The following is a 22,909-nucleotide window of genomic DNA, read 5'->3' on the forward strand; positions in this document are numbered from 1 at the left end:
TCCTTGTTCTGAATAATTCTCATGAATTTTCAGGGATCGTTGTCTATTGTTCAGTTATCAAAGTTCTTTGTTTTCGTTGCCGCTCTCTCGCGACAGCTATATCAGATTATCACATCCGCTCGTTTCTGTCAAGCACTTTTTTAAAACTTTTTTTGTTTTTTTGATCTGATAATCTGTTCTTTATTTATCACCCGAAAAAGGGCAATAAATAAAACGGAGAAAGAGGGATTTGAACCCTCGCGCCGGTTGCCCGACCTACACCCTTAGCAGGGGCGCCTCTTCAGCCTCTTGAGTATTTCTCCGGATACTGAATTCATGTCAGTATTTTATTATGCGTTCCATAACGCATGAGTAATTATACTAAACTCCTTTCTTATTGTCAAGCAGAATTTTTCGGTTTTCTTGCCAATTTTTGAAATTTCACTTTTTTCATCTTTCATTATATAATTCTCTCTCCGTTTTTCCTGTTTTAATTTAAGAAAGCCGGAAAGATACGCATTCTTTCTTGACATCATTTTTTCTGAATTCTACAATGATTTTAGACAGATGAGATGAACTTACGATCTGTAATCTAGAATGGAGGTGTTTATATGTTACATGAAGTTCAGTTTCCATCTTATAATGAACGTGATACCGTCTGTGGCTGGATTTACGTTCCCGCTGCAAAGCCGAAGGGCATTGTCCAGCTGATCCACGGATATGGTGAACACTCACGAAGATATCTTCACATGATTTCAGCCTTTGTGGATGCCGGCTATATTGTTGCGGCCGATGATCATGTAGGACATGGAAAAACGGCTATGATGAACGATACCTGGGGAGACTGGGGTGACAAGGGATGCCATACTATGATGGAAGATGAACATGCACTGACCGGGATTGTCCGCGAAAAATATCCGGAGCTTCCATATTTTCTTTTCGGACACAGCATGGGATCTTTTATCGCAAGAGATTATGCAGCCAAATATGGTGCAGAGCTGACCGGTGTCACAATCTGCGGTACCGCCGGTGTTTTCCGGGGAGCCGGGGAGGCGGAGGAGGAACTGAAATCAGTTGTCGACGGTGGCCATGGCGATGAGGCAGATCCGTCCTATGCCGGAAAACTTCTCGGATGGATGTGTGAACGCTGCGAAAGTTCTGCTCTCGGCAATGAATGGATTTGTTCTGATCCATATGTTCAGAAAGACCATGCGGAAGATCCGTTCGATGCTTTTACCAAGCCAACGTTGAATCGTTCTCTTTACTATTTCACTCAGATGATGCGTGTAATCACAGGAAAAGAGTGGGCTGAAAAAGTACCTGCTTCTCTGCCATTCTATAATATTGGAGGAGATCAGGATCCGGTCGGCAACTATGGTCAGGGTCTCTATGAAGTATCCAACTGGCTTCATGATACCGGGCATCAGGTTCAGACAAAAGTGTATCCTGGATACCGCCATGAAATTCACAATTACGCAGACATCCGCTGTGATGTAGAACAGGGGATTATCGACTTCATGGACAGTCTGATCTGACATCCGGCTCCGATAAGATATTCTGCATAAATAATTAAAATGTGCCGTACAGGAATTATATTCTTTTCCGTGTACGGCACATTTTATTTCTTTATGCTTTTTCTACATGTTTCGTCGCAACAATATCCACGCCTGTCCCGGCCACATCTTTCAGGATTACGTCACCAATCTTTACCGGAGCTTCTTTCTCGATTCCTTTGAGTGCTTTGACGCAGTCAAAAATCTTCCCTTTTGGAATATCTTCCTTTGTCTTTACCGATACCATATCTTCAGCTCCGCCTTTTACCCGGATGGTGGAAGTCACAATCCGGGTCGGATTTGTCACTTCCTTTCTCGCGTAGATATCGCCTCTTTTGCATGTATTTCCTGTAACACTTACGACCTGTCCATCTTCCATCTCTACCGTAATCGGACAGCCCATCGGACAGCTGATACAGGTTAAATGTCGAATTTCCATTTCTACGCCTCCTCTATTGTTACTGTAATTATTTTCAGGTCAGCATGCTGAGAAAGTTGTTCCTTTGTCAGCCTGATCTCTTCCATCTCGCCCGGAGCCACAATCTGACGTCTGCGGCGAATGACCCTTTCCTGATCAAAATATACACTTACATAACAATTTTTAAATACTGCTCCCGCACGGAAGCGTACAGTAAGCTCATTTTCCATCCGTTCCGGATCAATCGTGGATGGAACCGTATAGCGTACTCCTCCTGTCGGATTCATTGTGATTCTCCGCCCGCTTCCCGGTCTGCTTTCGCCTTTTACATACGCTGCCGCATGTTTTCCCGCCGCAGCTGCCTCCTCAGACACAAAGTCCACCAGGTCATGTACGTGAAGCACGTTTCCGCATGCAAAGACTCCCTCAATATTTGTCTCAAGACTCTCATTGACAACCGGACCGGATGTAACTCTGCTCATTTCCACACCCATGCCGCGTGAAAGTTCGTTCTCCGGAATCAATCCGACAGAAAGCAGAAGTGTGTCACATGAATACTCTTCTTCCGTTCCAGGAATTGGTTTCCCGTTTTGATCCACTTCGGCCAGTGTGACTCCTTCCAGCCGTTCCTTTCCCTTGATGTCTACAACTGTATGACTTAATTTCAGCGGAATTCCATAATCGTCGAGACATTGAACAATATTCCTCTTCAGTCCTCCGGAATACGGCATCAGCTCCGCTACCACTTTGACTTTTGCCCCTTCAAGCGTCATTCTCCTGGCCATAATCAATCCGATATCTCCGGAGCCAAGGATCACGATCTCACGCCCCGGCATCATGCCTTCCATGTTGACCAGTCTCTGTGCAGTACCAGCGGAATAAATGCCTGCCGGACGATATCCCGGAATATTCAGCGCTCCTCTGGACCGCTCCCTGCAGCCCATAGACAAAATGACAGCCTTTGCCTGAATTTCAAACAGCCCTTCTTCCTTATTCATGGCCGTTACCACTTTTTCATGGCTGATATCCATAACCATGGTATTCAGCCGGTATTCAATGCCAAGTTCAACGACCTGATCAATAAACCGCTGGGCGTATTCCGGTCCGGTCAGTTCTTCCTGAAAAGTATGGAGGCCAAATCCATTATGAATACACTGGTTAAGGATTCCGCCAAGCTCCTTGTCTCTTTCCAGAATCAGAATACTGTCTGTTCCATTTCTTTTTGCTGAGACTGCGGCTGCAAGCCCTGCCGGTCCTCCCCCGATGATGACAATATCATAGTTTTTCATCTCCGAAGCCTTCCTTTCTACAATCTGTCTTTATTTGTACCGACGACAAGCCGGGACTCTCCGCCCGTTTTTGTAATTTCGGACATGTCTTTTCCCAGTTCCCGTGCGAGAATTTCCATGGTTCTTGGCGAGCAGAATCCAGACTGGCATCTTCCCATTCCTGCCCGTGTACGCCTTTTTACTCCATCCAAAGATTTTGCACCGAGCGGACGGTGAATGGCATCCAGAATCTCTCCTTCTGTAATCATTTCGCACCTGCAGATCACATTTCCGTATGCCGGCTCCTTCCGGATCAGCTCCGCATGTTCTTCTGTTGACAGCGTATTTGGATCAAGAATACCTTTCCTTGTCTCTATGAAATGCTCCTTCTTCTCCAGCCTCATTTTTTCTTTCAGAATATCCGCCACCATCTCCCCAATTGCCGGACAGCTGGTAAGTCCAGGGGATTCAATTCCCGCACAGTCAATAAATCCTTTTGCGTCCTCAACTTCTCCGATGATAAATTCACTGCCATCCTCATGAGCACGAAGTCCTGCAAAGGATGTGATGACCTGTCTCATCGGAAGGTCTTTCACACTTTGTCCCGCCTTTGTGATAACCTCATCAAGTCCTTCTCTGGTCGTATTGGTTCCTTCTTTATTTTCAATATCATTCGCAGTCGGTCCCAGAAGCAGATTGCCGTGTACCGTCGGTGTCACAAGAACGCCCTTTCCATATTTTGTCGGAAGAGAAAAGATGGTTCTGCTCACATGCTGACCGGCTGTCTTATCAAGCAGACAGTATTCCCCTTTTCTCGGCGTGATGTGAATCTTTTTCCTGCTGACCATATTATGAAAACGGTCTGCATACACCCCGGCCGCATTAACAACGTACCTTGTCTGGAAATTTCCATGATTTGTATGAAGTTCATATCCGCCGTCAATCTTGACAATGTTCTCCACTTCTGTTCCTAATCGAAATTCCACTCCGTTCTCACATGCGTTTTCCGCCAGAGCAATATTCAGTTCAAACGGACAGACAATCCCTGCTGTTGGCGCATAAAGTGCCGCACAGACCTGATCATCCAGATTCGGCTCCATGGCCTTTGCCTCTTCTCCGCTGATGATTTTTAAGTCTCTGACTCCATTTTTCAGTCCTTTCTCATACAGTTCCTGCAGTTTCGGCATATCCGTTTCGTTCAGACAGATGACAAGAGAACCGATTCTCCGAAACGGAAAATCCAGGTCTTTTGAAAGCTGTTCCATCATCTCATTCCCTTTGACATTCAGTTTTGCCATCAAAGATCCCGGAACTGCATCATACCCTGCGTGTACAATCGCGCTGTTGGCTTTTGATGTTCCGCAGCAGACATCCTCCTCTTTTTCCAGGACACAGGCTTTGATCTTGTATCGGGAAAGTTCCCTCGCGGATGCCGCGCCGGATACGCCCCCTCCGATTATGATCACATCATACATCTCTTCTCGTCTCCCTTCTTCCTGACACCATTCTCAGTCTTCTTTTGCCCATCCATAGGCATATTTTACAGCTTTATTCCATCCTTTGATTTTTTTCTGCCTCTTTTCTTCATCGATGGATGGAAGGAAAATCTGATCGATCTTCCAGTTTCTCTTTACATCCTGTTTATCTTTCCAGTATCCTACTGCAAGTCCTGCCAGATAGGCAGCGCCCATTGCCGTAGTTTCCACGCATCTTGGACGGTTGACCGGAGCATTGATGATATCCGACTGCGTCTGCATAAGGAAGTTGTTTGCACTTGCCCCGCCATCCACTTTCAAAGATGCCAGCTGGATTCCCGAGTCTGCTTTCATCGCTTCCAGCACATCGTTCACCTGATATGCGATAGACTCCAGTGTAGCCCGGATAATGTGATATTTGTTGACTCCCCGGGTAATTCCCACGATCGTCCCTCTTGCATACTGATCCCAATGTGGTGCTCCAAGTCCGGTAAATGCCGGAACAACATAGCATCCGTTCGTATCCTTTTCTTTTTTTGCCATATATTCCGAATCTGCCGCCGAATCAATCAGTCTCATTTCATCCCTGAGCCACTGCACTGCTGCTCCCGCGACAAAGATGGAGCCTTCAAGAGCATAATTCACTTTTCCATCCATTCCCCAGGCAATCGTGGTAACCAGTCCGTTCTGAGAAAAAACAGGTTTTTCTCCCGTGTTCATCAGAAGAAAGCATCCCGTTCCATATGTATTTTTCGCTTCTCCTGCCTCGAAACAGGTCTGTCCAAACAAAGCGGCCTGCTGATCTCCTGCCGCTCCTGCAATCGGAATCGCTCCGCCCAGAAATGAAGGGTCTGTCTCCCCGTATATGCAGCTGGACGGTTTCGGCTCCGGAAGCATAGCTTTCGGAATATCAAGTTCCTGAAGAATCTCATCGTCCCATTCCAATGTATTGATATTAAACAGCATGGTTCTGGACGCATTCGAATAATCTGTCACATGGACAGCACCTTTTGTCAGTTTCCAGATCAGCCATGTCTCCACGGTTCCAAACAAAAGCTCGCCTTTCTCAGCTCTTTCTCTTGCTCCCGGCACATTGTCCAGAATCCACTTGATCTTCGTTGCAGAAAAATAAGCATCGATCACAAGACCTGTTTTCTCCCGGAATTTTTCCGTCAGTCCCTTCTCTACAAGAGAATCACAGTATTCAGATGTCCTCCGGCACTGCCAGACAATTGCATGATAGACCGGTTCCCCCGTATTCTTATCCCAGACAATCACAGTCTCTCTTTGATTGGTAATACCGATTGCCGCAATATCCTCTGCAGAAGCGGAAATCATATTCATCGCCTCGACAGCCACTCCAAGCTGGCTTGCCCAGATCTCATCCGCGTCGTGCTCCACCCAGCCCGGCTTCGGAAAATACTGGCGGAATTCCCGCTGAGCCACGCTGCACATTTCTCCCCTCTCATTAAACAGGATACACCTGTTGCTTGTGGTTCCCGCATCCAGCGCCATTACATATTTAGCCATATTCAGTTCCTCCTTTTTTTCGGCTCCTGTGCCGTATTTTACATTGTCCAGACATTCTGGTTTGTGGAAGAAACACACAATGCTCCTGCCAACAGTGCAGCCATAACGGATTTTCTGTCTGTAATCAAACCTCCTGCGATAATCGGGGTCTTCAGATCCTGACAGATGTTCCGGATAATATCCGGCATCAGTCCGGGCAGGATTTCAATGACATCCGGTCTGACTCCGCCCGGAAGAGTCCTGACATTTTCCAGCGCCATGGAATCAATCAGGAAATACCGCATGACGGTGAACATTCCCAGTTCTCTCCCTCGTTTGATCAGAGCCGGTTTTGTAGAAATGATCCCGTCCGCCTGCGTAGCCTTTTTGATAAAATCCACCGCAATCTCCCTGCTTCCAAGTCCGGTAATCAGATCTGCATGGACAACTGCCATCTTCCCCGACTCCTTGATTCTTCCTACAAGATCCGGAATACTGCAGAGATCTCCAAAAAGGATGAAGACAACCTTGATGTCTTCCAGACTGCAGCATTTCTCCAGTCCCTCCTCATCCTTCACCGCCGCAATCACCGGATTTTCCTCCAGCATATCATAGAATCTCTGGTTCATTTTTCTTCCACTCACTTCCTTCATTCTGATTCTCCGGAATCAGAAACTCTATCCTCCTCTGTTTCCAGAAAAAAAGAAGAGCAAAACAAAACAACATCTCTGTTGTCCTGTTGCTCTCCCGTCTCAGCATTTGTTCTTCAATTAAGAAAAGTTTATCATAATGCTGTCTCTTTTACAAGAGATCCTGCCGAAATTCTTATGGTATCAGATATTCTCTTCTATTGTCTGTTCGATCCTTTTTTTTACCTCTGCTGCAATCTCCGTCGTTTTCATGTCTTTGTATTCTTCGTAATACATCGGTTTCAAAAAATGAACCTGTACAGTCACCGGTTTGATGCTGTTTGTATCAAACGGCTTAAATGCGTCAATCAGTGCCACCGGAATGATCGGACATTTTGCCTTTGTTGCCGATTTGAAGCTTCCTCCTTTGAAAGTCCCCGGTTTATTTCCCTCTTTAGATCTTGTTCCCTCCGCAAAAATCAGGTAATTTCTTCCACTTTTCACTTCATTTGTCACATCGATGATGACCTGCATGGCCTGCCTGACATCCTCCCTGTCAATCATGTACGCCTTCATGCAGGCAAAGACCTGTTTCAGAAACGGAATATTGGCAATTTCCTTTTTTGCGACAACCGAAAAAGGAACCGGGCATGCCTCAAGCACTGCCAGCACATCGTAAAGCCCCTGATGGTTTGGGAAAAACATAAATCCGTTTTCTTTCGGGATGTTTTCCTGTCCGTGTACTTCGATATGGACGCTGCCTCCCTTATTTGCCTTGTGGTCAATATACTTTAAAAGGCGGTATCGCTCTTCTTCCGTATATTTATCTACGTGGCTGGCGTAATAGCACAGTTTAATCCATCCGTACGGAACAAAAATCAGATTCCGGATGACCATCATTAATATACGCTTCATTTTTCTTCTCCTCTTATGCTTTCCTGTACTGTTCTATTGCTGTTTCGTACAGATTATTTCCTTTGCTGTCTGCCACTACGATAACCGGGAAATCTTTCACATACAGTTTGCGTACTGCCTCTGTTCCAAGATCCTCATAGGCAATCACTTCCGATGACTGGATGCACTTTGATAAAAGAGCTCCTGCTCCTCCGACAGCCGCAAAATAGACTGCCTTGTTTCTTACAACCGCATCCAGCACTTCCCTGCTTCTCTTTCCTTTTCCGATCATGGCTCCAAGGCCAAGATCCAAAAGTTCCGGTGTGTATTTATCCATACGGCTTGCCGTTGTCGGTCCTGCTGATCCGATCGGACGTCCTTCTCTTGCCGGAGACGGCCCCATATAATAAATCATCTGACCTTTTATATCAAACGGAAGTGCCTCTCCCCTGTCCAGAGTTTCCTTCATCCGCTTATGCGCGGCATCTCTTGCCGTATAAATCGTACCTGTAATATAGACATAATCTCCCGCCGTCAGTTCTTCGGCAGTCTTTTTATCGATCGGTGCGCTGATCTGCTTTTCCATCGTCTTATCCTTCCTTTCTGTATTCCATCTTTCTGCTGAGGTTCTTCCTACAGTTCCCGGACAATATGCCGGTTGACGTGGCAGCATATATTGACCGCCACCGGAAGTCCTGCAATATGTGTCGGATAAGTATTGATATGAACTGCCAGAGCTGTTGTAGTGCCTCCAAGTCCGCCCGGACCGATTCCAAGTCCGTTGATCTTTTCCAGCATTTCCTCTTCCAGTTCCCTGACATACGGAATCGTGGAATGAGCCCCGGTCTCACGTGTCAATGCCTGCTTTGCCATCAGTGCGCATTTTTCAAAAGTTCCCCCGATACCGACTCCTACCACCATCGGCGGACAGGCATTCGGACCCGCCTCGCTGACCGCCTTTAATATTGCGTCTTTGACTCCCTCGATGCCATCTGCCGGCTTTAACATGAAAACCCGGCTCATATTTTCACTTCCGAATCCTTTTGGTGTCACCGTAATCCGGACAGTATCTCCAGGGACAATGGAATAATGAATAACAGCCGGTGTATTATCTCCTGTATTGACCCGCTCAATCGGATCCCCTACAACAGATTTTCTCAGATATCCTTCGGTATAGCCTTTACGCACACCTTCATTGACAGCCTCCTCGACGGCTCCGCCCTCCAGATGGACATCCTGTCCGACCTCCAGAAAGACAACCGCCATCCCGGTATCCTGGCAGATCGGAATCATCTCATCCGCCGCAATCTGAAGATTTTCAGAAAGCTGTCCGAGAATCTGCCGTCCAAGCGGGGATGCTTCTGTCTCCTGAGAGTGTTTTAAGGCAGCCTCCATATCTTTTGAGAGATAATGGTTGGCTTCTATGCACATTTCTTTGATGTTCTCTGTGATCTCACTGACATTTACTGTACGCATCGTGTTTTCTCCTTATGTGATGTCTCCATATTCTTTCAAAAAACGCTCCGCTGATTCTTTCGCTCTCGCCTCACCGATACTGTATGTCCATCCCGGTTCATTGTCGTACATGTCTACGACTTCCTGACAGTAATGAATCAGATTTCCCGGATCTCCTTTGAGATGCTGGATCTGCTCCGCGTCCACCGCAAGCAGGAGATCTCTGGAAAACAGATACCGGATTTCATCGTATGATTCGATCCACTCTTCTTTATAGGCCAGATTATAACGTGCCATCCACTCATCCGGTCTGGAAAGGGACAAAATCAAATAGAATGCGGCACAGACAGCCGCACTGTAACGAAACAGTGGAAAGTCTTTTTTATATACATTTACTATAACACCTGCCAAAATGAAAGACAAGACACATAATCCCCACAGTACCAGGACTCTCGAAAGCGTAAACCTGTATGCTTCGATATACATGCACATCCGGTATCCGGAAGAAAGGATCATCACATACGTGCAGCCGGAAAAAACGGTAAGGAGTCTCTGCATCAGCCGTTTTGGGTAAAACAGGTGGATGACCGCAAGAACAATCAGCAGATTGATGATACTGACTCCAAGCAGTTCAAAAAATCCGCTTCTTGCGTATTCTGCATAAGTATATCCATCCGGAAGCCCCATTCCGTGTCCGAAGAACAGTGATCCGAGCTGAATCGCACAGAAAATCAGATAAACTGCCGTCAGAATCGATATGCAGGTGATCCCTGCAACCTGAATCGGACGCTCTTCTTTTTCTTCCGTCTCAAAGTCCGGATCATAATTGACAAATGCCTGCCATACGGCAAAGCAGAGAATAAATCCAGCCAGAAACAGGGTGATCCAGCCTGTCGAAAAAGAAAATCCTCTAAAATTTCCAGTAAACAGACGGATAAATTCCGCAAATACTATATCTCCTGAAAAAAGGAGCGGAAAAATTACAAGCAAAAGCAAACCTGCCAGAATGATTCCGAGCACCACCTGTCCGATATAACCTGATTTCTTCTTTTCTTCCCCGTCTTCCTTACTTTTCCGGTATCGGATCAGTGCCCGGAATGGAGACAGAAGATTTCCGAGCGGAGCAAACATCATTCTCAGATACACCACCGTATAAGAAAGGAAATTCCAGTTCCGGTCTTCGTAAAACTGGTGGATCAGGATCAGAAAGAACAATCCGATACTTCCAAACCAGTTAAACATAATAAAGAAATCCGATGTCGTCAAAGTCGATGATACACCGAGCAGCACCATCACGGTCATATAATAGACTGTCTCTTTTTTCAGTTTCATTTCAAACATCCGGAAAAATCCCGCAAGAAACAGGCAGGTTACCAGCATCAGGACCGGAATCCCGATTCCGCTCATATTCCGGTACAAAAGAACCGCAAACAAGATCCCGTAGATCAGACTGCCCGCAAGCAGTTTTCCCGTCTTTTGTTCCATGATTACTTCATATCTGCTCTTCTCCATCCTTTTCCTCCTCTTCTTCTACATATTCGATCAGATCTCCCGGCTGACAGTGGAGCGCCTTGCAGAGTGCTTCCAGAGTCGTAAACCGTACGGCCTTTGCCTTATTGTTTTTCAGGATTGACAGATTGGCCATCGTGATATCGACTTCCTTCGACAATTCCGTCAGCCCGATCTTTCTTTTTGCCATCATGACGTCCAGATTCATACGTATTGCCATCTTCAGAACCCTCCTAAATTGTCAGATCATTTTCTTTTTTATAGCGGACCGCTTCTGAAAAGACACCCGCCAGCACGAAGCTGAACAACGCCGCAATAAAAAATACAACAATAATCACCACGCCTGCCACGGTTCCCGCAAATATGGTTTTCACAAGAAACGCTGCCGCAATCACAAAACTTGCCGTGCCCATGATCTTGAGTTCTCTCACGTTTTCATCTACAAAACAGTCCTGACTTATGACAGTCTTCATCATCTTCCTGAGACAGAATACAATCGCAAGTCCCATCACACCGGAAATCAGATAAACCGCCACATACAGGATATAGTGTTCCCGGATGACTCCCGCAAAATGATCTCCCGCGTACCGTAAAAGAAACGGGGACATCAAAAGTACAATCACCCCGGAAACAAACATAAAATCCAGAATCCATTTTGTTCCCAGTATCAGTCTTCTCTCAGATCTTTTTCCCATCATTGTTTTGCATCCTCCTTGCTGCTCTTTGACTTTTCTATACCATAGCACGGTGCTTATTGTTTTTCAATATAGATTTATCGTTTTTCGATAAAATTAAGAATTTCTTCATTCACTACATTCAACCTGATACGGAAATTGAACTTCTAAAAAATATGTACAAATTTGACACTATATGATATAATGGTGTCAAGTTAAGCCGAAAAGGGTGATGTTATGATTGATTTAGATTCTTTAAAAAAACTTGTCAGGGAAAATGGTTATCTCTATACCAAAGACGTAACCAACGCAGGAATTCGCCGGGAATATCTCAAAAAATATTTGGAAGAAGGCAGCCTGATTCGGGAAAGTCGGGGAATCTATTCCTTTGCTGACAGTATCAATGATGAATTTGTATTGTTGCAGAGCAGATGTAAAAAAGGCGTTTTCTCTTATGGAACAGCATTGTATTTTCATGGCCTGTCAGATCGGTTTCCACAGATGATTTCCATGACAGTGCCGAAGACCTACAATGTATTTTATCTAAAAGAAGAATTATTTCATGTAGAGTTCCACAGAATCAAACCGTCCTTATGGGACCTTGGAATGATAAAGATGATCTCACCGCAGGGCGGGAAAATCACGGTCTATGATAGAGAACGGTGTATCTGTGATATGATACGAAGCCGCAAGCAGACTGATCCACAGGTTTTTATTCAGGCGGTGAAAGGATATTTTTCTTCCAAAGAGCGTGATAATATTCGCTTGATGGAATATGCCAAGAAATTTCACATTGAGGAAAAAGTGCAAGAGTATATGGAGATATTATTATGAAAACACCAGAACAATTAAAAGGATCCATCCGCAGCCTGGCAAAAAAGAAAGGAATCCATGCACAGGAAGTCCTCCAGATTTTCATGTTTGAACGTATCATTGAACGTCTTTCCGTTTCTTCATACAAGGACAAGTTTATTTTAAAAGGCGGTCTTTTAATTTCCGCCATCCTTGGAATAACTGAACGGACTACAATGGATATGGACACAACTGTAAAAGGATTTCCAATGGATGAAAAGAGCATACGGAAAGCGATCACCGAAATTCTGAATCAGCCAGTGAATGATGGAATCGAATTTCAGCTTTTATACCTAACACCTATCCGTGAAGATGACGAATACGAAAATTTCCGTGCTTCGATCCAAGCGACTTACGGAAAAATGAAAATATCTATGAAGATTGATATAACGACCGGTGACGAAATTACACCAAAAGAAGTCCAATTTCTGTTTGATGACCGCCAAGTACTTGTGAAAGCCTATACACAGGAAACTATACTGGCGGAAAAATACGAAACGATTATCCGAAGAAATATCGGAAATACGCGTGCAAGAGATTTTTATGATTTACACCTTTTGTATCGACTATATCAGGAAAATGCAGACTGGGACCTTTTAAAACAGGCAGTTCTTTCCACAGCGAAGAAAAGAGATTCCTTATCCGTTCTGCAGGACACGGCACGTATTCTGCCAGCGTTGAGAGAATCAACTGTTCTGCAGGGTTTATGGAAAAGGTATCAAACACAAAATTTATATGCAAGAGAGATTACATATCCTGCTATCATGGAAACAATAACTGAGTTTACAGAGAGAATGAATTTCTAGCAAGAACTGTAAACAAAATATAGAAAAATCCTGATGTGCTGCATTTTACTTTTTTCTTTCGGAATTGTATAATGGGATACAAAGAGAGAAGAGAAAAGAGGAATGTATATGAATACAAACATCGATATGGAGCAGCTTGCGCAGGACGCAGATAACATCTTTCATCAGGGATTTGCCTGTTCGGAATCTGTCATCTATGCAATCCGTAAAAATTTTGAAATTGATCTTTCTGATGACGCCATTGCCATGAGCAGCGGATTTCCGTGGGGTCTTGGCGGAGGCGGCTGCATCTGTGGAGCCCTGGCAGGAGGTACGATGTGCATTGGCTACTTCTTTGGCCGGAGAACGCCGGGAGATCCGAGAAATCAGCGGTGCTTCGCACTTACGAAGGAGCTACATGATTTCTTTACGGAATCTTTCCATTCGCCTTGCTGCGGAGTACTGATTAAAGACTACGACAGGGACGCCCCGGAACGGAAAGCCATGTGTACGGACATTGTCACTTCTACTGCGAAAAAAACTGCAGAGATTATTTTAAGAGAGCTGAAACATGACGAACAGCAGGAATCCTAAGCGCGATTCCTGCTGTTCTTTCTTATGAATCTTTCTTTAATTCATCAATAATATTCTGTTTTTTGATCTTACTCATGGAGTAGAGCATCGTGATAAATACAACTGCAAATACCCAGATCACCGAAATAAGAATTCCTTCCCAAGGCTGTCGGAAATCTACAGCTGCTCCCTGGCTCAGAACCATAAACATGGCAAAGCTGATCAGAAGAGACAGGATTACTCCGTAGAAGATCGAACGGAATCCGTAGATCAGACACTCGTAATTCATCATCTTCTTCATGCTTTTCATATTCATTCCCATGGACTTGAGCATGGCGAATTCCCGTTTTCTCAGCATGATATTGGTGGAGATCGTATTAAACACATTGACTGCCGCAATCAGGGAGATCAGTGTAATAAATCCAAATGAAAGAATACGGATCGCGATCTGAATTCCTCTGTCCTGTTCATACTGCTGCGCAATATTTCTGAGCGCATCTTTATCGATCCCTCTCTCTTCCATTTTCTGAGTCAGATCTTCATAAGAGTTCTGATAATTGGAAGACTGAATCTGATAGCACCAGATGAATCCAGAACGGTTATAACTGTTCGTTCCAATGAGCTCTTCTCCACGACTCTCTGGAATCACAATCGTACAGATGGAATTTGAATTTTCAACCCCTTCCGGCATCTGATCTACGCGCTGTCCCAATACAAGGCTTTCTGCTCCGTTCATAATTGTATTTGGATCCTGATATTCCTCATCATAGGATGGATTTTCCGGAAGGATCTGGATATTGATCCCCTCCTGGCCTATCGTACGGACATTCTCATAACGCCCGCTTTCTCCATTATAGAACTGATAGTTATCATAAAAGAGGACTTCTCTGTTCCCTTTCTGCATATACGGAGCCGGATTCACTCCCTGAGAAGAAGCATACTCCTCAAACGCTTCATCTGAAAGTCCGATCACCTCAAAATATCCGTAATAATTTTTCTCATTGAATGGTGATGCTGCTTCCTCGGTAATTGTATAAAATTCCTGAAGTCCATATCCCCATATATAGTTCGTAGCTTCATCAGCGAGATCCTCTTTCGCGATCCCGGCCGGCATGCTCATTTCTCCATGAAGTTCTACTTCATCCACATCCTCGCCCTGCTCAAACATCTGAAGCAGGTCTTCCCGTTCATTATCGGCTCCTTCTGTGGCATCTTCTTCGGAATCAACCAGTACAAACTGAAGTTCATATTCCGGTGCTTCCAGCATAAAGCTTCCGGTCATGTCCATATAATTCGAGAACAGGGTTGCCGACGTAAAGAGCACAATGCTAATGGTCAGAGAAAATACAGTTGCACGGTATTTCTTCCGATCCCTCTTGTAGTTTTTATCTGCCAGCATTCCTTCCAGTCCAAACAGCTTCTGGATGATTTTCGGACTTTTCACTTCTTTTGCACGGATGCGGACATCCTTATTTGCCCGGATTGCCTCCAGCGGCGTGATCTTTTTAATTCTTGCCGCAGGAATCCATACGGAAATGCAGATGATCAAAAACGCTATCAGAGCCGATAACAAAATGGCTCCCGGCGATGTCTGCAATGTCATCTTTCCACTCTGTGTACCATGGATAAACTGCGCCATGGAATCTCCGATAAAGTACAGAGTAACTCCGATTCCTCCGATTCCGCAGAGAATCCCGATCGGAATTCCGATTGCTCCCACAACCAGTGCCTCCTGCCACATGGATCTGCGCAGCTGACGCTTCGTTGCTCCAATGGAGGATAACAGGCCAAACTGCGTCGTCCGTTCTCTAAGCGAAATAGAAAACGCATTGTAGATAAGGGAAACGGCTCCTACTCCAATGATCACAATCAGTATTGTCAACATTCCATTCAACATTCCTTCAAAGGAAGCGTTTCCGGAGACGCCCATCCATCTCAGGACACTGGTATTTCCCTGCATGGAAAACTCATCCTCATATTTTTCCATAAAAGCAAATGCGTCCGAAGGGTTTTTCAGTTCCATATAGATCTGGTTGACAGACTGGGATTCCTCTCCTTTTCCTATAAAAGCATCCAGACCTGCGCCTGCTACCTGGGTGTCTCCCCAGTGTTCCAGAAAACCAACTACTTCAAACTGTCTCTGCTCACGCTCCTGGAAAGTCTCCATTGGATTCCCTTCCTCATCAACCTGAATATAGGCATTGAAAGGCAGGCTGTTTCCCTCTGCATCTTTTCTGTCTCCCACCGGGAATGAAATCGTATCTCCGATCCGGATTTCATTATCGTTTTGCTGAAGTCCTCCCTGAATAATGATCTCATTTTCATTTTCCGGAAGCCTTCCCTGGGTCAGTTTGACAGAAAGCATTTCAGCCGCTTTTTCATCAATACTCTGAAGATACAGATATTGTCCGAAAAGATCCTCATCATTTTCACCGATCTTGGCATATCCGATCTCGGAAATTACGGAAGAATCTTTCACTTCCTCATTTTCCTGAAATTCTTTCACCTGCTCTTCGGAAAGACCTTTTGCCACAACATGCCAGTTTCCATCAGTCTCTACCGCATAATCATACATATATCTCTGTAAGCTGATTCCCAGAGTGATGACCGCTGATATCATGGCGGTGGCAAGAATGACGCCGATGATCGTCACGATCGTTCTTGCCTTGTTCTGCTTCATTGTTCTGTTTGTAATAGTTGCAAAGATATTCATGAGCGGACCACCTCATCTCTTACAATCCGCCCGTCTTCCAGGGTGATAATCCGGTCCGCCTGAAGAGCGATATTTTCGTCGTGGGTGATTACAAGCATCGTCTGATCGTATGCACGGTTGGAATACCTCAGAAGATTCATGATCTCCTTACTGTTTTCCGAATCCAGATTTCCGGTCGGTTCATCCGCCAGCAGAATGGCAGGGGCATTTAAGAGCGCTCTTCCGATGGATACCCTCTGCTGCTGTCCTCCGGAAAGCTCGTTTGGCAGATGGTGAATCCGATCCTTCATGTTCAGTACTTCGATCAGCTCGTCAAACCTCTTCTGATTGACCTTTCTTGCATCCATCAGAACCGGAAGCGTCATATTTTCCTCTACATTGAGGACCGGGATCAGATTGTAAAACTGGTAAATAAGCCCTACCTGCCTTCTTCTGAAAATGGCAAGAGCATCCTCCTTCTGTGCATAGACGTCTTTCCCATCCACATAGACCTTGCCGGAGGTCGGCCGGTCCACCCCTCCGATCAGATGAAGAAGTGTGGATTTTCCGGATCCTGATGATCCGATAATGGAGACAAACTCTCCCTTCTCCACTGAAAAAGAAACTCCGTTGAGCGCGTGTACCTCATTTTCTCCTTTTCCGTAAACTTTCGTCAGATTTTCTATTTTTAGAATTTCCATACTTTTTCCTCCTCCCGCTTTCTGAAAATGAGTATACCCGGCCCGCATGACACCCGGATGACTTTTTCATAACAATTCTGTCACTTTGCATTTTTTAACGGTTTTCATAAAAACGCATCTGAAATTTTGCCCCTCCTTCTTTTGCGTTTTTTGCCGTAATCACCGCCTTCTCGTGTGAAAGGATGCTTCGTGAAAGTGCAAGTCCGATGCCAAAATTCTGCTGTTCCGACATTCTTCCTTTATAAAACCGCTCAAAAATGTGAGGAAGATCTTTTTCATCGATCCCCTTTCCGGAATCTGTCACCGAAATCTCCGTGTAGAGAGGATTCTCCTCCCAGGAAATCCGGATTGTTCCGCCGTAAGGGGTGTGCTCCATACAGTTTTTCAGAACATTCTCCACTGCCTCCATAGTCCAGGATTCATCCACATAAAAAGAAGCATCCTCATTTCCGTTCAAAATCACCTGTTGCTCCCGAAGTTCCATCGGAATTTCAAGGGTACTTAGTACTTCTCTCAGAAATGGTCTTACCATAATTTTCTGCTTTTCCAATGTAACCGCGCCTGCATCCAGTTTGGAAATTTTCAGAAGAGCCAGGATCAGCCACTCCATCCGCTGAAGCATCCCGGTCATTTCCCGGTAGATTTTTCGTTTCTGTCCTTCTTCCATATCCGGTCTTCTGAGCCGTTCCAACATAAGATTTAAAGAAGTAAGTGGTGTACGGATCTGATGGGAAATATCAGCCAGCGCATTGGCAAGATAACTCTTTTCCCGTTCCAGCTGTTCGTTCTGCTCTCTTAACCGCACAGTCATCTTATAGATCTCGTCTTTTAGAATTTCGAGATCCCCTTCCTTATATTCACCAAGCTCCAGCTGATCCTCTCCATGAAGAATCCGGTCGACCTTCTGGGTCAGTTTTTCCATATCCTCATACCGCCTTCTCAGGCAGATGAGAAAAATCCCAAGAAGGATCAGACCTTCCGCCATCAGATAAAAGACCGCATTTCCTCCTGTTAAAAGAAAACAGATGCAGACTGCAGCTGTAGTAAGCAGGAAAGCGGCCATATAGCTTCCAATCTCCCGGTTCCGAAACAGTTTCATCCTTATCCCTCCATCTTATATCCAAGTCCCCGAACCGTTTTGATGATCTTCGGCTCCTGTGGATTGTCCTCGATCTTTTCTCTCAGTCTTTTAATATAGACTGTCAGCGTATTGTCATTGACATACTCTCCTGCAATATCCCAGATTTCCTCCAGAAGCATGGATCTTGACATCACCATGCCCCGATGCTGGAAAAAGACAAGCAGCAGCCTGTATTCCAGCGCCGAGAGAAATACTTCCTCTCCCTTTTTTGTCGTAATTCCCTTGACCGGATCCACACAGATATCCTGACAGGAAAGCATCTTCTGGTTCCGGTCCGTTCTTCTGAGTACCGTCCGCATTCTGGATACCAGCTCCCTTGGCCGGAACGGCTTACTGATATAATCATCCGCTCCCATCTCCAGTCCGGTCACCACGGAAAATTCATCGTCCAGCGCCGTCAGAAAAATAATCGGAATCTCATATCTGGACTTGATCTGTGTACAGGCACTGTAACCGTTTCCCTGTGCCAGCGTAACATCCAGAAGGATCAGGTCAAATTCCTGCTCTTCCAGAAGTCTCATCGCTTTTTCCTGCCCTTCGGCGTACTGTACTTCAAAGCCTTCCCCCTTTAAAAATTCTGTCAGATTTTCTATAATCAGCCGGTCGTCCTCCACCAGCAGAATTTTTGTCGTCTGCATACCCGGTCTCTCCTTTCATCATCTTCTTCCTGTTTTTCATTAAACAGGATAGGCAGAAAAAAGTCAACTCATCTGAATTTTTCCTTGACTCTTTCCTGGCATTCTGATATTCTGATTCGAGAAATAAAATAAAGACTTACCGCCGGGTAATCAAGCGTTGGATTTTGTATCGTAGGCCTTTGAAGATACAAAATGTCAGCGCTTTTCTTTTTGTCTTTTCCGGCGTGGAAGTCCGAAATAACAGGAGGGTTTTATGACGAAAAATACACCATTTCAGGATTTTATCAGGTATTCCTTTTTCAGCATTATGGGTATGATTGCCATTTCCTGCTATATTCTTGCTGATACCTTTTTTGTGGCCCAGGGACTGGGGACAAATGGTCTTGCAGCCCTGAATCTTGCCATTCCGACCTATGATTTTATTCATGGAACCGGACTGATGCTCGGAATGGGAGGCGCTACCCGTTTTTCCATTCTGAAAAGCCAGAATAATCAGAAGGGTGCCGATACGATTTTTACGAATACCGTATATCTGGGGATCTTTTTCTCAATAATTTTTATGCTCGGAGGGCTGTTTTTCTCCGGTTCCCTGGCAAGACTCCTTGGTGCCAATCAGAATACCTTCGAAATGACAAATACGTATCTACGTGTGATGATGCTGTTTTCACCGGCCTTTATTTTTAATGATATCATTCTCTGTTTCGTAAGAAACGACGGCAATCCAAGACTTTCCATGATTGCAACCGTATGCGGAAGTCTGTTCAATGTCGTATTTGACTATATTTTTATCTTCCCTTGCAATATGGGAATGCTTGGTGCGGTTCTTGCCACCGGATTTTCTCCGGTTGTCGGACTCACTATCATGTCCCCGCACTGGCTTGGAAAGAAAAGAGGATTCCATTTCCGGAAACTGGTTCCGGATGCAGATTCCATCCGTACCAATATTTCCCTTGGATTTCCTTCCCTGCTGTCCCAGATCAGCGCCGCGATTGTCATGATTGTATTTAATATGCTGATTCTGGGCCTGGAAGGCAATACAGGAGTAGCTGCCTACGGAGTCATCGCCAATATTTCCCTCGTGGTTCTTTCTTTCTATACCGGAATCGCCCAGGGAATCCAGCCGCTTGTCAGCCATTCCTACGGCCGGAAAAAGACGGACGGCATCCGGCAGTTTCTGCGCTACGCCATGATTTCCATGGTGATCCTGTCCGCAGTGATGTACCTGATCCTCTTTGTATTTGCGGATCCGATCGCATCTGCATTTAACAGCGAACACAACGCAAAGCTGCAGGAGATTGCAATAACCGGACTGAAGTTATATTTTACCTCCCTTGTGTTTGCGGGATTCAATATCATCCTTTCGATGTACTTTACTTCCGTCGAGAAGGCACTTCCGGCACAGATCATCTCTCTCCTGCGGGGGCTGATCCTGATTATCCCGATTGCCTTTCTCTTTGCAAACCTCTGGGACATGACAGGTGTCTGGATGTCCTTCCCGGCTACCGAGCTTGTGACAGCGGTTGTTGGAGCTGTACTGTATTTCATTTACAAAAACCGGCTTTATAGCAGATAAAAAAACAGGAAGACATTCTCGATCTGAGAACATCTTCCTGTTTTCTATGTAACCGTGCACAAAATAGGGGCGCGGTTACTTCTTTATTCTTCTGTCACTTCTTCGTTCTCTTCCTGGCTTTCTTCCTCTTCGTCCCCGTCATCTTCCGTCTTTCTGACTTTGGCGATGCTTGCCACGCTGACGTTATCGTCCAGGTTGATGAGTTTGACGCCGGATGTAATCCGTCCCAGTTTTGAGATGCCGGAGCACTCGGTCCGGATGATAATGCCTTCGGTATTGATAATCATGATCTCATCGTCCTCATCGACGGCTTTCACACCTACGACATTTCCTGTCTTTTCAATGATCTTGTAGCATTTGATTCCTTTTCCGCCTCGGTTCTGTGGTGTGAATTCTTCCATAGCGGTCAGTTTTCCCATACCTTTTTCCGATACAATCAGGAGATATTCTCCCTGGATATCAAGCTGCATTCCGATAACTTCATCCTGATCACCAAGATTCATTCCACGTACTCCCATGGATGTTCTTCCTGTCGGCCGGACATCTGTTTCGTGGAAGCGGATACACTGTCCGTATTTTGTTACAAGCAGAATGTCCTTCGTATCGTCTGTCGTCTTAACCTCGATCAGTTCGTCGTCTTCTCTGAGTGTGATGGCTGCCAGTCCTGTCTTTCTGACATTTGCGTAGTCCATGATCGGAGTCTTCTTGACAAGACCCTTCTTGGTTGCCATGAACAGATACTGTCCTTCTTCATACTCCTTGATCGGGATGACTGCGGTGATCTTCTCCTCCGGCTGAAGCTGAAGCAGATTGATGATCGCCGTTCCTCTTGCGGTCCTTCCCGCCTCCGGAATTTCATATCCTTTCAGACGGTAGACTCTTCCTGTATTGGTGAAGAACATAATATAGTGATGGGTTGAGCACATAAAGAGCTCTTCCACGTAGTCCTCATCCAGTGTCTGCATTCCTTTGATACCGCGGCCTCCACGGTTCTGGCTCTTGAAGTTATCCGTTGTCATCCGCTTGATATATCCAAGCTTTGTCATGGTGATCACAACGTCCTCTCTCGGAATGAGATCTTCTGTAGAGATGTCGTAAACATCGAATCCGATCTGTGTCCGTCTCTCGTCTCCGTATTTTTCGCTGATCGCAAGGATCTCTTCTTTGATGACTCCAAGAAGCAGGTTTCTGTCTGCCAAAATTGCTTTCAACTCCCCGATCCGTTTCATCAGTTCTTCAAATTCTTTTTCCAGCTTCTCTCTTTCCAGTCCGGTTAGAGCACGCAGACGCATGTCTACGATTGCCTGTGCCTGTGCGTCGGAGAGCTGGAAGCGTTCCATCAATTCCGTCTTTGCAAGCTGTACGGTCTGGGAACCACGGATGATCTTGATGACTTCGTCAATATTGTCAAGGGCAATGAGCAGTCCCTGTAAAATATGGGCACGCTCTTCTGCCTTGTTTAACTCGTACTGGGTTCTTCTCGTAATGACTTCTTCCTGATGTTTCAGGTAATGTCCGAGCATATCCAGAAGATTCATGATCTTCGGCTCCCCGTTCACGAGTGCCAGCATGATGACTCCAAACGTATCCTGGAGCTGGGTGTGCTTGTAGAGCTGGTTTAAGATGACGTTTGCGTTGGCGTCACGTCTCAGCTCAATACAGATTCTCATACCTTCCCGGCTGGACTGGTCGCTTAAATCGACGATACCGTCGATTCTCTTTTCTTTCACCAGATCCGCAATCTTTGCAATGAGTCTTGCTTTATTGACCATGTACGGGAGCTCTGTCACAATGATCCGGCTCTTGCCGTTTGCCATGGCCTCAATATTAGTTACGGCCCGGACAACAATCTTTCCTCTTCCGGTGCGGTACGCCTCGTTGATTCCTCTTGTTCCGAGGATCGTCGCTCCGGTCGGGAAGTCCGGTCCTTTTACAATCTTCATAATGTCTTCGATGGTCGTTTCTTTATTCTCCATCTGGTCATCGATGATCCTGACTACCGCACCAATGACTTCTTTTAAGTTGTGCGGCGGAATATTTGTCGCCATTCCGACCGCGATACCGGAGGTTCCGTTTACGAGAAGATTCGGAAATCTCGCCGGAAGTACAACCGGTTCCTTTTCCGTCTCGTCAAAGTTCGGCTCAAAGTCTACGGTATTTTTATTGATATCCGCAGTCAGTTCCATGGAAATTTTACTGAGTCTTGCCTCTGTATAACGCATGGCTGCCGCGCCGTCCCCGTCCACGGATCCGAAGTTTCCATGGCCGTCTACAAGCGGATAACGTGTGGACCAGTCCTGTGCCATATTAACCAGGGCTCCATAGATGGAACTGTCACCGTGCGGATGATATTTACCCATCGTATCACCGACGATACGCGCACATTTACGGTGCGGCTTGTCCGGACCGTTGTTCAGCTCGATCATCGAATACAGGATTCTTCTCTGTACCGGCTTCAGACCGTCCCTTACATCCGGAAGCGCACGGGAAGCGATAACGCTCATGGCATAGTTGATATACGACTCTTTCATTTTTTTCTCAAGATCGATTTCCTCGATCTTATCAAAGATAGTATCTTCCATTGCTTATCT

At 45.5% G+C, this 22,909-nt stretch carries 21 protein-coding genes and 1 tRNA gene; 5 read left to right on the top strand and 17 right to left on the bottom strand.

What is annotated here, in order from left to right; translation table 11 throughout:
• Window positions 1-214 precede the first annotated feature (214 nt).
• Window positions 215-302, bottom strand: a tRNA-Ser gene (locus B5E64_RS00005).
• A 288-nt stretch (window positions 303-590) separates the two neighbouring features.
• Between B5E64_RS00005 and B5E64_RS00015 the strand changes: the two genes are divergently transcribed.
• The gene (locus B5E64_RS00015; protein WP_087166489.1) at window positions 591-1,514 is read left to right on the top strand and encodes an alpha/beta fold hydrolase; all 924 of its coding nucleotides are present in this window, start codon (window positions 591-593) and stop codon (window positions 1,512-1,514) included.
• A gap of 91 nt (window positions 1,515-1,605) precedes the next feature.
• Here B5E64_RS00015 and B5E64_RS00020 read toward each other — a convergent pair whose 3' ends face one another.
• The 11 genes from B5E64_RS00020 to B5E64_RS00070 all read right to left on the bottom strand — a co-directional run bounded on the left by B5E64_RS00020 (window position 1,606) and on the right by B5E64_RS00070 (window position 11,387).
• Window positions 1,606-1,971: a DUF1667 domain-containing protein gene (locus B5E64_RS00020; RefSeq protein WP_087166490.1), complete on the bottom strand. Its 366-nt coding sequence runs from the start codon at window positions 1,969-1,971 to the stop codon at window positions 1,606-1,608.
• Between the two features lie 2 nt (window positions 1,972-1,973).
• Entirely contained in the window at window positions 1,974-3,239 is a 1,266-nt protein-coding gene (locus B5E64_RS00025) for an FAD-dependent oxidoreductase (RefSeq protein WP_087166491.1), read from the bottom strand.
• A gap of 17 nt (window positions 3,240-3,256) precedes the next feature.
• A complete protein-coding gene (locus tag B5E64_RS00030) occupies window positions 3,257-4,693 on the bottom strand; it encodes an NAD(P)/FAD-dependent oxidoreductase (RefSeq protein ID WP_087166492.1) in 1,437 nt (478 codons plus the stop codon).
• A 33-nt stretch (window positions 4,694-4,726) separates the two neighbouring features.
• Window positions 4,727-6,223: a glycerol kinase GlpK gene (gene glpK, locus B5E64_RS00035; protein ID WP_087166493.1), complete on the bottom strand. Its 1,497-nt coding sequence runs from the start codon at window positions 6,221-6,223 to the stop codon at window positions 4,727-4,729.
• A 38-nt stretch (window positions 6,224-6,261) separates the two neighbouring features.
• Window positions 6,262-6,831, bottom strand: a complete 570-nt coding sequence (locus B5E64_RS00040) for a glycerol-3-phosphate responsive antiterminator (RefSeq protein WP_087166904.1) — start codon at window positions 6,829-6,831, stop codon at window positions 6,262-6,264.
• A gap of 204 nt (window positions 6,832-7,035) precedes the next feature.
• Window positions 7,036-7,746, bottom strand: coding sequence for a lysophospholipid acyltransferase family protein (locus tag B5E64_RS00045; protein WP_087166494.1), 711 nt, complete (start codon window positions 7,744-7,746; stop codon window positions 7,036-7,038).
• Between the two features lie 13 nt (window positions 7,747-7,759).
• Window positions 7,760-8,398: a Fe-S-containing hydro-lyase gene (locus tag B5E64_RS00050; protein ID WP_162610106.1), complete on the bottom strand. Its 639-nt coding sequence runs from the start codon at window positions 8,396-8,398 to the stop codon at window positions 7,760-7,762.
• Entirely contained in the window at window positions 8,359-9,201 is an 843-nt protein-coding gene (locus tag B5E64_RS00055; protein ID WP_087166496.1) for a fumarate hydratase, read from the bottom strand. Before B5E64_RS00055 ends, B5E64_RS00050 begins: the two co-directional genes overlap by 40 nt.
• Before the next feature lie 12 nt (window positions 9,202-9,213).
• The gene (locus B5E64_RS00060) at window positions 9,214-10,692 is read right to left on the bottom strand and encodes a DUF4173 domain-containing protein (RefSeq protein ID WP_087166497.1); all 1,479 of its coding nucleotides are present in this window, start codon (window positions 10,690-10,692) and stop codon (window positions 9,214-9,216) included.
• Window positions 10,673-10,909 carry a helix-turn-helix transcriptional regulator gene (locus B5E64_RS00065; RefSeq protein WP_087166498.1) on the bottom strand — a complete coding sequence of 79 codons (237 nt, stop codon included), beginning with the start codon at window positions 10,907-10,909 and terminating at the stop codon, window positions 10,673-10,675. The genes B5E64_RS00060 and B5E64_RS00065 overlap by 20 nt, the downstream gene beginning before the upstream one ends.
• Before the next feature lie 13 nt (window positions 10,910-10,922).
• Complete coding sequence (locus B5E64_RS00070; protein WP_242960046.1) at window positions 10,923-11,387, bottom strand: DUF2975 domain-containing protein; 465 nt, start codon at window positions 11,385-11,387, stop codon at window positions 10,923-10,925.
• Between the two features lie 213 nt (window positions 11,388-11,600).
• On the opposite strand from B5E64_RS00070, the gene B5E64_RS00075 reads away from it, so the two are divergent.
• The 3 genes from B5E64_RS00075 to B5E64_RS00085 all read left to right on the top strand — a co-directional run bounded on the left by B5E64_RS00075 (window position 11,601) and on the right by B5E64_RS00085 (window position 13,594).
• Complete coding sequence (locus tag B5E64_RS00075) at window positions 11,601-12,197, top strand: type IV toxin-antitoxin system AbiEi family antitoxin domain-containing protein (protein WP_087166499.1); 597 nt, start codon at window positions 11,601-11,603, stop codon at window positions 12,195-12,197.
• A gap of 83 nt (window positions 12,198-12,280) precedes the next feature.
• Window positions 12,281-13,021, top strand: coding sequence for a nucleotidyl transferase AbiEii/AbiGii toxin family protein (locus B5E64_RS00080; protein ID WP_343284028.1), 741 nt, complete (start codon window positions 12,281-12,283; stop codon window positions 13,019-13,021).
• A gap of 108 nt (window positions 13,022-13,129) precedes the next feature.
• Window positions 13,130-13,594, top strand: coding sequence for a C-GCAxxG-C-C family (seleno)protein (locus tag B5E64_RS00085; RefSeq protein ID WP_087166501.1), 465 nt, complete (start codon window positions 13,130-13,132; stop codon window positions 13,592-13,594).
• Window positions 13,595-13,616: 22 nt separating this feature from the next.
• Here B5E64_RS00085 and B5E64_RS00090 read toward each other — a convergent pair whose 3' ends face one another.
• From B5E64_RS00090 to B5E64_RS00105, 4 genes are all read right to left on the bottom strand, one after another.
• Window positions 13,617-16,286, bottom strand: a complete 2,670-nt coding sequence (locus B5E64_RS00090; RefSeq protein ID WP_087166502.1) for an ABC transporter permease — start codon at window positions 16,284-16,286, stop codon at window positions 13,617-13,619.
• Window positions 16,283-16,966, bottom strand: a complete 684-nt coding sequence (locus B5E64_RS00095) for an ABC transporter ATP-binding protein (RefSeq protein WP_087166503.1) — start codon at window positions 16,964-16,966, stop codon at window positions 16,283-16,285. Before B5E64_RS00095 ends, B5E64_RS00090 begins: the two co-directional genes overlap by 4 nt.
• Window positions 16,967-17,060: 94 nt before the next feature.
• Entirely contained in the window at window positions 17,061-18,065 is a 1,005-nt protein-coding gene (locus B5E64_RS00100; protein WP_242960047.1) for a HAMP domain-containing sensor histidine kinase, read from the bottom strand.
• 2 nt (window positions 18,066-18,067) lie between these two features.
• Complete coding sequence (locus tag B5E64_RS00105) at window positions 18,068-18,745, bottom strand: response regulator transcription factor (protein ID WP_087166504.1); 678 nt, start codon at window positions 18,743-18,745, stop codon at window positions 18,068-18,070.
• Between the two features lie 253 nt (window positions 18,746-18,998).
• On the opposite strand from B5E64_RS00105, the gene B5E64_RS00110 reads away from it, so the two are divergent.
• Window positions 18,999-20,318, top strand: a complete 1,320-nt coding sequence (locus B5E64_RS00110) for an MATE family efflux transporter (RefSeq protein WP_087166505.1) — start codon at window positions 18,999-19,001, stop codon at window positions 20,316-20,318.
• Window positions 20,319-20,401: 83 nt separating this feature from the next.
• Here B5E64_RS00110 and gyrA read toward each other — a convergent pair whose 3' ends face one another.
• Window positions 20,402-22,900, bottom strand: a complete 2,499-nt coding sequence (gene gyrA, locus B5E64_RS00115; RefSeq protein WP_087166506.1) for a DNA gyrase subunit A — start codon at window positions 22,898-22,900, stop codon at window positions 20,402-20,404.
• Window positions 22,901-22,909: the final 9 nt, after the last annotated feature.

Origin of the sequence: Drancourtella sp. An12 (assembly GCF_002160935.1) — a bacterium.
In the GTDB taxonomy this organism is placed as follows: Bacteria; Bacillota; Clostridia; order Lachnospirales; family Lachnospiraceae; genus Sellimonas; species Sellimonas catena.